The following is a 9,081-nucleotide window of genomic DNA, read 5'->3' on the forward strand; positions in this document are numbered from 1 at the left end:
CAATTATCTCCTACTCGATTTGGTATTATTGCCCTACTATGCTATAGTAAGTGTATGAAAGCGATGTCAATAGACGTTGGAGGAAAGCAAAATGAAATTGATTATTACTGATGCTGCAAGTCAATGGTTTCGTGATGAAATGGGATTAGAACCTGGGAATGGAGTAAAGTTTTACGGCAAAACTTATGGCCAAACTGAAGTCCATCATGGCTTTTCGCAAGGATTTACTCGTGAAGATAAGCCAGTTGACCCGATTTTAGAGGTAAAAAAGGATGGCATTAATTACCACATTGATTCGCTAGATGAATGGTTTTTTAAGGATCTTATCACTACTGTTGACTATGATCCGCAAGCAGACGGACCGATATTTCATTTTCAACATGAAGATGGCGATACACCTGACGTAGCTGGATTTGTTAATGATACTGATGACCATTCCGATAATAAGGCTGATGCCTCTACTGGAGCATCTCAGCATTAATTTTTATATAGTGAAAAAGCTCTTTAGCATACACTATCCAATGATAGTATGCTAAAGAGCTTTATTGCTAATCAAACATTGTCCTTGTTTGATGTTCTTTCTTAACCCACCAACCAGTTAAACCAAGACTTATAACAGTAATTATAAGCCCCAGGATGAGGAACGGTGGCCGATAATAAAATTCAACCCGATGCTTTCCGGGACTCATTGGAATAGCCATAAACGTATTAAGCACGGTCTGTGGAGTAGTTGACTTGCCATCTACCTTAACATGCCAACCCTTAGCAGCTGGGATAGTGGTCATCAATACTCGCTGATTACGATGGAGATTGACCGTTCCAATGATCTGATTGCTACGGTATGAACTAATCTTTAAGGGGGATTCTTGGAGAGTCTTTAAACTTGCCATAAATGGTCGTTGCTTTAATTGATAGATACTAACATTTTGCATCCAAAGTGTTGCTTTCTTTAGTTGCAAATTAACGATGATTTTTTGTCCTTTTTGGTCATGGGCAACGTTGATTACTACCGTATTACGAAAGGTATCATATTGGGTGAACTTTTTGTTATTCATCGTAATTGTGGCATTATCCTCAACGTTTGGTCCAAGTGTTAAGTAGTAAGAATCGTTAGTTGGCGGAATAAATTCTAGCTGAACTGATGCTGGTTTAAGCAGGTTTTGCTTTCTAAAGATCGTACCAGTAATTTGCTTAGCGCTTTGAACATTATTGAATTTGACGGAATTAAAGTTTTGAACGGCAAATAATGAATGAAATGTTGGGCGACCGGCAAGTGTTTGGAAGATCTGTGACTGATAGTTTAACGGATCCATTGTCGTCCGTTGAAGGTGGAGGATGGCGGCATTAGCTCCAAATGCGATTGGAAGGGCATTTGGATTCTCACGGAGATTGACTGCCGAAGTTGATCCTGCTAATGGGTAACTATACCAATCGGGACGGAAACCTGATAGGGGTAATGCCTGTCCAGCTGAAGTGTTCCGCGCATTCATAGTGTATTTATAACCAAGAAACGCATCACTCACTTGAGTTCCATTAGTATACGTAACAAAACCATCCCCATCTGGTTGCCCGATTGCACCCATGAAGGCTGGAATTGGTGGCTCTAGGGTCGAACCAAAATGGTCACCAGAATTAAAATCTGCTTGGAAGGGGTCATCCTTCGTTCGCATAAAAGTTTTGGCAACGCGGTAGAAGCCTGAATCATGTTTCTTTAGTTTTTCTACACTTTTATCAAGAGCGAGGGTGTAGTTGCCAAATTCAGGCTGTGAAACGTAAGAGATCTTATTAAGCGCCGTGTAACCACTCATAGAAATATCACAGACAGCGAGGAGAACAAGAAGCGCATCGTATAAGCGCGGTGAATTTGTTCGGGGAATACAAAGACAGCAAACGGCGATCAACGCAAAGCATAAGCCAATATTTCGTTGATTGCTATTAATGTACGATAAGTTAAGCGTACCAACATACCAGTAAATTGCGATAATAAGCAGCGTCAGGATCATTGCACTGCGCTTTTTTATCTTGAAATCAGGTTGGAGTACTTTAGCAGCAAGATAGATGCACCAGAAAGAAAAGAGGTATGAGAAACGATAAGGGTACCAAACTGGAAACTGCCCGGCATGCCATAAAAGATCTAATGGTTCGTAACAGAATGAGAAGATAAAGAATATAGAAATGGCTGCCCCAATCAAACGACGATGAAGGTCAAAGCGATTATTGAAAAAGTAGAGACAAGCGCCGAGCATTAATAGCATTCCAATATAAATGTTAGGCTGGCCGCTTGGCATTTGATTAAAATTAAATGATCCGGGAACAAGCTTCCCAAGCATTTTAGGAGCAAAGTACTCAAAACGGCTGTGAATCTTGGTTTCAGTATACGTCCCTTTACTTTGCATTAAGGCATAGAAAGTTGGCAATAAAATGACTGCTGAAATACCCGCCGCAAGCAGCGAACTGCCGAGATAGCGAAGAAAGATCACTCCCCGTTGTCGCCATGACGCCAACGCTGGTGTTTGCCAGAGGAAAAATAGAAAAGTAAAGATGGCAATCATCCAGCCCATATAATAATTATTAATCAGCATTACGGCTAGCCAAGAGATATAAGTTCCAACACGATTTTGATAGATAAGTTTGAGGAGTCCCCAAATAATTAACGGCAAAAGTATTAAAGCATCTTGCCAAATCATATTTAATTGGTTGGCAATCATCCAACCATTCATTGAGTAAACGGTACTGAAGGCTAAAATCCGCCACCCCTGTTGTAGCTCAGTTTTTTGCATTAACCAAGCAAAACTCAATCCTGCCAGACCATAGCGGACAAGCGTCACGATGGTTATCCCACTTGCAAGGTGTTGGGCGGGGAAAAATAACAAAATTAAGTTTAATGGACTTAACAAGTAATATGCATTAGTTCCAAACATTTCGCCACCCAGCCCTTTGCTAAACGAATAAAAGAAACTGCTGGGATGGTGGAGAATGATATTTCGAAGGTAACTGAAAAAATCGACATATTGTTGACCGAGATCAACGGTTAATAAGCTGCTTTTGCCAAAGGGAGTCATTTGACGGTATGCAAAATAGCAAGCCATCAAAATAACTGGTAACAGGAAACTTGTAATCAAAATTTTGCGTCGATATAAACGATGATGTTGATATAAAAACACAGCAAAATTCTCCTTCTCTCAATTAAATAGACACATCCACATTATCATATCCTTTTTGAAAATGATATTCATTACTATTGTTCATTAAATTTCATTAAATCATTGGAATAAATTCTTCATTTCTTATAAAATAAAGAGTATTATTTTCACGTTAGTAGTGGTAACTATCTGTTAAAGCAGGTAATTTTTGTTAAAATAGATTCACTACGATGAAGGAGAATTATAAAACTGTGAAATTCTTTGATCGAATAATGAACTTATTTGGTTCACGTACCAAAAAGCGTCAAAATGCGCAGTCAATTATTCCATTCCGGCTGAACATGCTACTATGGATTGTTGGTATCTTGTTATTAGCGTTAACTATTCGACTGTTTTATCTTCAAGTTCTGCAAGGAACATCATTTAAAGCGGAAGTAAAGCGATCAGATACAACAACGCAGACGAATAACGTACAACGGGGGATGATTTATGATTCGCAAGGGAATGTCCTTGTTGGTAATCAGACTCATCAAGCCATTACCTATACTAAAGGGGCCAATGTAACTACTGATCAGCTCTATCAGATTGCTAATCGTTTAGGGAAATATGTGTCTGTCTCTAATAAGAATTCACGCTTAACTGATCGAAATGAAGAGGATTATTACCTTGCTGATAAAGAGCGGCTTAAGAGTGTTTTGAAACATGTCAAGACTTCAGATGCAGATTCTGAAGATACTAAATATGATAAGGCTCTCGAATATTTGAGCAAGCATCCCGATTCATGGGAGCTTACTGATCAGCAAAAGAATAATGCCCGAATTTATGCGGCAATGAGTGGAGCATATTCCCTTTCGACAACTTATATTAAAGAAACGGGTGTTAGTGCTAAAGAGCTTGCAGCAGTCGGAGAACACCTGAATGAAATGCCAGGGGTAAAGATCGGCACGTCTTGGACTCGTAATTACCCCCAAGGCACAGATATTCAATCGTTAACAGGAACTGTCTCAACTACTGGTTTGCCAAGTGATGAAGTTAACTCACTGCTTGCCCAAGGATATTCTCGAAATGATAGCGTTGGACAAAGTTACCTGGAAAAACAGTTCCAATCAACTTTAGCTGGTTCGAAGTCGCAAACTGAGGTTACTACTGATGGAAATGATGTAACCAAAGAAAAGACTAAGTACCCTGGTAAGAAGGGTGATAACCTTGTATTAACGATCAATTCAAAATTCCAAAAGCAAGTTCAATCGATTTTGAAAAACAATTACTCAGCTGCCGGAAACCAGTACTCCACTGGGGTATATGCAGTAGTAATGAATCCCAATACCGGTGCAATTTATGCGATGGCTGGAATTGACCGTGACCCAGAAACAGGTAAAGAAACCCCTGATGAAATTGGTGCTATCAACCACCCAATTACGATGGGGTCAGTTGTAAAGCCGGCGATGGTCATGGGGGCATTAATGGATGGTGTAATTACGCCAACAAATAATACCTTAACCGATATGCCAATTAAGCTTGCCGGCACTTCATCTAAGGGATCATGGTTTAACCATGGTGGATCAGCAAATATGGCAATTAATGCAGCAACGGCCCTTGAAGTTTCTTCCAACTCTTACATGATGCAACTGCTCATGAAAGAAGCGGGGATGAAATATACACCAAACGCGCAAATTACGATGAAGCCAAGTATTTTTGCTAAAGCGCGGGGTTACTTCAACATGTTTGGACTAGGGGTTAAAACTGGAATCGACTTGCCTGGCGAAACAAGCGGTTATACTGGACCTGCTGACCAAAAGCATATCGGTTCAGCGCTTGACTTGTCATACGGTAACTATGATGGTTATACTTTGATTCAACTTGCCCAATATATGTCAACGATTGCTAACGGTGGTAACCGGATGCGACCATACATTGTTAAAGAAATCCGTGGTACTAAATCTAATGGTCAACTTGGAGCTGTCGAATATACGACTAAACCACAAGTTCAATTAACCATTCCTGCTTCTAAGGATGACTTTGATGTCGTTAAACAAGGGCTTTATCAAGTGGTTCATGGTTCTAACCGTTATGTTACTGGTAAAGCGTTGGCATCTGTTAAACCATCCGTATCTGGTAAGACGGGGACTGCCGAAACCTACTACAAGTCGCATTCAACGACTACTTTAAGTTTTGCAGGTTATGCGCCATCTGATAATCCACAAGTCGTAGTTGCATTGGCTATTCCAGGAGCTTCAAATTCCGATGGTGGGGCTAACCTTACAATGGCAAAACAAATTTTTGAAGCCTACTGGAAGACTGTTCAGAGTCCTAAAGGGTTTGGTGACTAACTAAACTGTCAAGGAAATTTCCTTAACAAACTTTGATAAATTACTAGCCAAATAGAAGAATAAATGATATAGTTGTACGAGTTAGGGTTACGATAAATAACCACGTTAAATAAAAGAAATAGTTTGGAGGTCAAAATAATGCGTGTCAACATTACACTTGAATGTACTTCATGCCACGAACGGACTTACTTAACTAGCAAGAACCGTCGTCATAACCCAGATCGTCTTGAATTAAACAAGTACTGTCCACGGGAACAAAAGGTTACATTACATCGGGAAACTAAGTAATGACCATATAAAGGAGCTGGGAGACCGGCTCTTTTTATTTATTTTTATAAAAAAACGCTTGCATAAATTCACTCAAGCGGTGATAATAAAATCTGATACCGTTTGTTACTTCACTATAAAGGAGCGGTCATAACATAATGGCTTATTCAAAGAAAGAGTTACGACAAGCATATATTGCGCGCCTTCAACAATTAGATTTAAACACCCGTCTTTACGAAGAGCGAAAATTAGCATCTTTGCTATATGATCAACCTGAATGGACAGGGGCTAAGACAATTGCTGTTACTTTAAGTCAATCTTTTGAAATTGATACTGCACCTATTATCCTTCATGCGCGTCATAAGGGCCAACAGATTGTTGTTCCACGGACGCTGCCACATCGTCAAATGGAATTTGTTGAATTAAATGAGGATACTGATTTCGACGAGACGTCTTTTGGTATTTTAGAGCCACATGATGGCAAAGTTTATTCTCCAGATGAGATTGATTTGATGGTTGTCCCTGGAGTAGCCTTTACCGCATCTGGTAACAGGTTGGGCTTTGGCGGCGGTTATTATGATCGTTACCTAAAAAACTATAAGGGTCCTAAAGTTTCAATGGCATTGACAACGCAACTGGCTGAAGAAAACGAATGGGAACCAGAAGAATTCGATCAGCGGATAGATAAAGTGTTGTATTTACCGGAGATATAGAAGATGCGGACGCAGGGACTAAGATTAGCGCCCGTGACGCTTACCTTAATAATTTTTCAGGTATTAGTTTATTGCTGGTTAGTTTATGCAGGTGGCTCAACTAATACAGTAACCCTCCTTAACATGGGTGCTCGTAGTACGCCCTTAATCAGGGAAGGTGAATGGTGGCGCTTAGTATCACCTGTGTTCCTTCATGTTGGTTTATCACACTTAGTAGTCAATAGCGTTACGCTTTTATACATCGGCCGTTATATTGAAGAATTTTTCGGTCATTGGCGAATGGTAGTCATATACTTTGTCAGTGCGCTTTTTGGTAACTTTACCAGCGCGGTCTTCATGCCATCGACAATTTCAGCTGGTGCTAGTACTGCTATTTTTGGATTATTTGGCGCATTTTTAATGTTGGGCGTTTGTTTTCGCCATAACGTTATTGTTCGCGTCTTAAGTCGTACTTTTTTGCTATTTGTTATTATTAATATTGTGATGGATTTTTTCCTGTCAGGAGTTGACTTGGTAGGACACATTGGCGGCCTATTTGGTGGCTTTTTCATTGCATTTATTGTTGGTGCTCCCATGCTAGGAACTGTTGATCACCTGAAACAGTTTTTAAGTGGAGCTGTATTAACGGTAAGTTTGGTAATTTTGACTCTAGAATTGAAGTGATAATTTATGGCGATCGCCTCAAGAAACTACCGCACACTATACGATGTTCAGCAACTATTAAAAGAATTCAACGTGTTTGTATATGTTGGTAAGCGCCTGTATGATATTGAGTTAATGGCCATTGAGCTTGATAACCTCTATCAATCAGGAGTTGTAGATAAGTCAACTTATACAAAAGCAAAGATTGTTTTGCGTAAAGAACATCGTGAAGAACAAACGAGAATTAAAAGGGGTAAACTGTATTAAGCCTTACCCAGGAAAGGAATCATTATGGCTAAGAAATTAATTGGTGTTGACCTTGGTGGTACTACTATCAAGTTTGCAATTTTAACGGAGAACGGTGAGATTCAACAAAAGTGGTCTTTACGGACTAACATTTTAGATGATGGTTCACATATTGTGCCAGACATCATTAACTCAATTAATCACCACCTTGATTTATATAAAATGTCTCGCGACCAATTTATTGGAATCGGAATGGGAACTCCAGGAACAATTGACCGTGAAAAGGGAACTGTTATTGGTGCCTACAACTTAAACTGGAAGACAACGCAAAACGTTAAAGAAGAGATTGAACAAGGCACTGGAATGCAATTTGCTCTTGATAACGATGCTAACGTTGCCGCACTTGGTGAACGTTGGAAGGGTGCTGGTAATGAAGGTGACGATGTTGCATTTATTACTTTAGGTACCGGTGTTGGTGGTGGACTTATCTCTAATGGTAAGCTTATCCACGGTGTCGTTGGTGCCGGTGGTGAAGTTGGTCACATGATTGTTAAGCCAGATGGATACCTTTGTACTTGTGGAAATCATGGATGTCTTGAACAATATGCATCTGCCACTGGAATTGTTCATATCGCTCAAGATAAGGCGGAAGAATATGAAGGTAACAGTCGTTTGAAGGCAATGATCGATAATGGTGATGAAATTACAGCCAAGATTGTCTTTGACCTTGCTAAGGAAAATGACTACCTTGCTAACACTGTTGTTGATGAAGTTTGCTTCTACCTTGGTTTGGCAACTGCCAACTTAAGTAACGCATTAAACCCTGAATACCTTGTTATCGGTGGTGGAGTTTCCGCAGCTGGTGAATTCCTTTTGAAGCGGGTAAAGCAAAACTTTGAAAAATTTGCCTTCCCAACAGTTCGGACTTCAACTCAATTGAAGTTAGCTGAATTAGGTAATGATGCTGGTGTTATCGGTGCTGCTTCATTAGCTCGTCAGTTTGTAAATGAAGATTAATTTGTAAGGGGAAATGATCGTGGTACTTGGAGTTAGCTCTGGCTTGATGATTCTTAATGCAGTCATTATAATCATCTTGTTAGTATGGATTTTTAGCTGGGCATTTCAGACTTACCGTCGAAAGAGATATGCAACTGTCCTTAGTCAAGATGACTTTAAGCAAGGAATGCGAAAAGCACAGGTTATTGACTTGCGACAAGAAAATGACTTTAAACAAGGACATATTCTTGGTGCACGTAACTTGCCTTATCCGTATCTTCGTCAACAATATGGCGAGTTGCGGAAGGACTTGCCGGTTTACTTATATGATGAAGGAATGACATTAAGTACCCAGGCCGCTGCATTTTTAGGTAAGCATGAGTATAACCACCTTTATATCTTAAAAGATGGTTATCGTGCATGGGACGGTAAGACTAAAAAGTCCAAGTATTAAGAAAAGTATCTTACATGCTTTTTATCAGGATGGTTGATGATTCTAACCAATTATTTGCTAATGCTTAGAATCTAGCCTCTTGTGAAATTTAACCAATAAAAAAGAGGCTGGGAGAAAATTTTGTTTTCTCCCAGCCTCAACTGCTTGTGCGCCCGGCATGGGTATTAGCTAGGCGGTGAGAGTCCGCTATGGGCCGTAGTAGTCGGAACCATGAGCTGAGGACAAGGGTGTCCACTGTGAGGTGGAATCTGAAGGAAGTCTAAGGCAAAGTACTGCACCGATGAACAAGA

General features: G+C 40.0%; 9 protein-coding genes. 8 read left to right on the forward strand and 1 reads right to left on the reverse strand.

Annotated features, from left to right (window positions below):
* The first annotated feature begins 91 nt into the window (after window positions 1-91).
* Entirely contained in the window at window positions 92-481 is a 390-nt protein-coding gene (locus AACL61_RS04825; RefSeq protein ID WP_339111053.1) for a HesB/YadR/YfhF family protein, read from the forward strand.
* Window positions 482-548: 67 nt separating this feature from the next.
* Here AACL61_RS04825 and AACL61_RS04830 read toward each other — a convergent pair whose 3' ends face one another.
* The gene (locus AACL61_RS04830) at window positions 549-3,164 is read right to left on the reverse strand and encodes a YfhO family protein (protein WP_339111054.1); all 2,616 of its coding nucleotides are present in this window, start codon (window positions 3,162-3,164) and stop codon (window positions 549-551) included.
* A gap of 209 nt (window positions 3,165-3,373) precedes the next feature.
* On the opposite strand from AACL61_RS04830, the gene AACL61_RS04835 reads away from it, so the two are divergent.
* From AACL61_RS04835 to AACL61_RS04865, 7 genes are all read left to right on the forward strand, one after another.
* Window positions 3,374-5,473 carry a peptidoglycan D,D-transpeptidase FtsI family protein gene (locus tag AACL61_RS04835; RefSeq protein WP_102816151.1) on the forward strand — a complete coding sequence of 700 codons (2,100 nt, stop codon included), beginning with the start codon at window positions 3,374-3,376 and terminating at the stop codon, window positions 5,471-5,473.
* A gap of 138 nt (window positions 5,474-5,611) precedes the next feature.
* The gene (rpmG, locus tag AACL61_RS04840; RefSeq protein WP_003664049.1) at window positions 5,612-5,761 is read left to right on the forward strand and encodes a 50S ribosomal protein L33; all 150 of its coding nucleotides are present in this window, start codon (window positions 5,612-5,614) and stop codon (window positions 5,759-5,761) included.
* A gap of 137 nt (window positions 5,762-5,898) precedes the next feature.
* Complete coding sequence (locus tag AACL61_RS04845; RefSeq protein WP_035156916.1) at window positions 5,899-6,453, forward strand: 5-formyltetrahydrofolate cyclo-ligase; 555 nt, start codon at window positions 5,899-5,901, stop codon at window positions 6,451-6,453.
* 3 nt (window positions 6,454-6,456) lie between these two features.
* Complete coding sequence (locus tag AACL61_RS04850; RefSeq protein WP_019252483.1) at window positions 6,457-7,116, forward strand: rhomboid family intramembrane serine protease; 660 nt, start codon at window positions 6,457-6,459, stop codon at window positions 7,114-7,116.
* A gap of 6 nt (window positions 7,117-7,122) precedes the next feature.
* Window positions 7,123-7,362 (forward strand): YqgQ family protein, encoded by a 240-nt coding sequence (locus AACL61_RS04855; RefSeq protein WP_035156913.1) that lies wholly within the window; start codon window positions 7,123-7,125, stop codon window positions 7,360-7,362.
* A gap of 24 nt (window positions 7,363-7,386) precedes the next feature.
* Complete coding sequence (locus AACL61_RS04860; protein WP_003664041.1) at window positions 7,387-8,358, forward strand: ROK family glucokinase; 972 nt, start codon at window positions 7,387-7,389, stop codon at window positions 8,356-8,358.
* A 13-nt stretch (window positions 8,359-8,371) separates the two neighbouring features.
* Entirely contained in the window at window positions 8,372-8,791 is a 420-nt protein-coding gene (locus AACL61_RS04865) for a rhodanese-like domain-containing protein (RefSeq protein ID WP_098035292.1), read from the forward strand.
* Window positions 8,792-9,081 lie beyond the last annotated feature (290 nt).

This window comes from Limosilactobacillus reuteri subsp. porcinus, from assembly GCF_036621895.1.
Classification (GTDB): Bacteria; Bacillota; Bacilli; order Lactobacillales; family Lactobacillaceae; genus Limosilactobacillus; species Limosilactobacillus reuteri_J.